At 61.5% G+C, this 733-nt stretch carries 2 protein-coding genes; both read right to left on the reverse strand.

Annotation, left to right across the window (positions count from 1 at the left end; genetic code table 11):
• The coding region (locus BP858_RS07925; RefSeq protein ID WP_286879231.1) for a sugar phosphate nucleotidyltransferase at positions 1–203 on the reverse strand (203 nt) is incomplete at its 3' end.
• Positions 204–404: 201 nt separating this feature from the next.
• Positions 405–733: DUF86 domain-containing protein (locus tag BP858_RS07930; protein WP_349680572.1), on the reverse strand; the 329-nt coding region annotated here is incomplete at its 5' end.

Raw genomic sequence — 733 nt, forward strand, 5'->3', positions numbered from 1 at the left:
CCCAGGTAGTCGGAGAGGCCGTGCTTGTGCGGGGAGACGACGATGACGATATCGGTGATCCCGGCAAGCGACATCGCCTCGACGACGTGCTCGATCACCGCTTTTTCGCCCACGGGGAGGAGCTCTTTCGGGATCGCGTTCGTAAACGGCCCAAGCCGCGACCCCGAACCTGCGGCGGGGATCAGCCCCTGCCTGACGCTCATAGACCGCCTCCGGAGAGGGAGGGTGTCAGGCAGGCAGGGCGGGGTGTGATCATAAATACTCAGTATCAATCTTGACGGTTGGCAGTATTAACGGTTCTCTTTCGCCCCTCTGGAGATCTGAGGGGTATGGCGAAGTCCGGGGGAGAAGAGGGTGTGTGGGCGGCGCGCAGCCGCCACTCCGGGAGGAGGCAGTCGCGGAGATCAGTCGCTGGTCTCCTCCACGGCAAGATCGTCAAGGAGGCGCTGCACCGCAGACCTGAGTGGCGGGATATCGTCCCGGATCGTTCTCCAGATGATCGCCTTATTGATCCCGAAATAGGCGTGGATCAATTTGTCACGCATACCGGCCATTTCGCTCCAGGGGAGAGAAGGGGCACTGTCCCTGACCTGCCGGGGGATGCACTTCGCCGCCTCGCCGATCACTTCCAGTGCTCGTACGACCGCGTAGACAGTCTTGTCGTCCCCGGAAAACTCCTCATAGGACATACCCCGGGTGAAGGTCTCGATCTTGCCTGCGGCGTCAAGGATGT

The organism is Methanoculleus sp. UBA413 (assembly GCF_002502935.1).
Taxonomy (GTDB): Archaea; Halobacteriota; Methanomicrobia; order Methanomicrobiales; family Methanoculleaceae; genus Methanoculleus; species Methanoculleus bourgensis.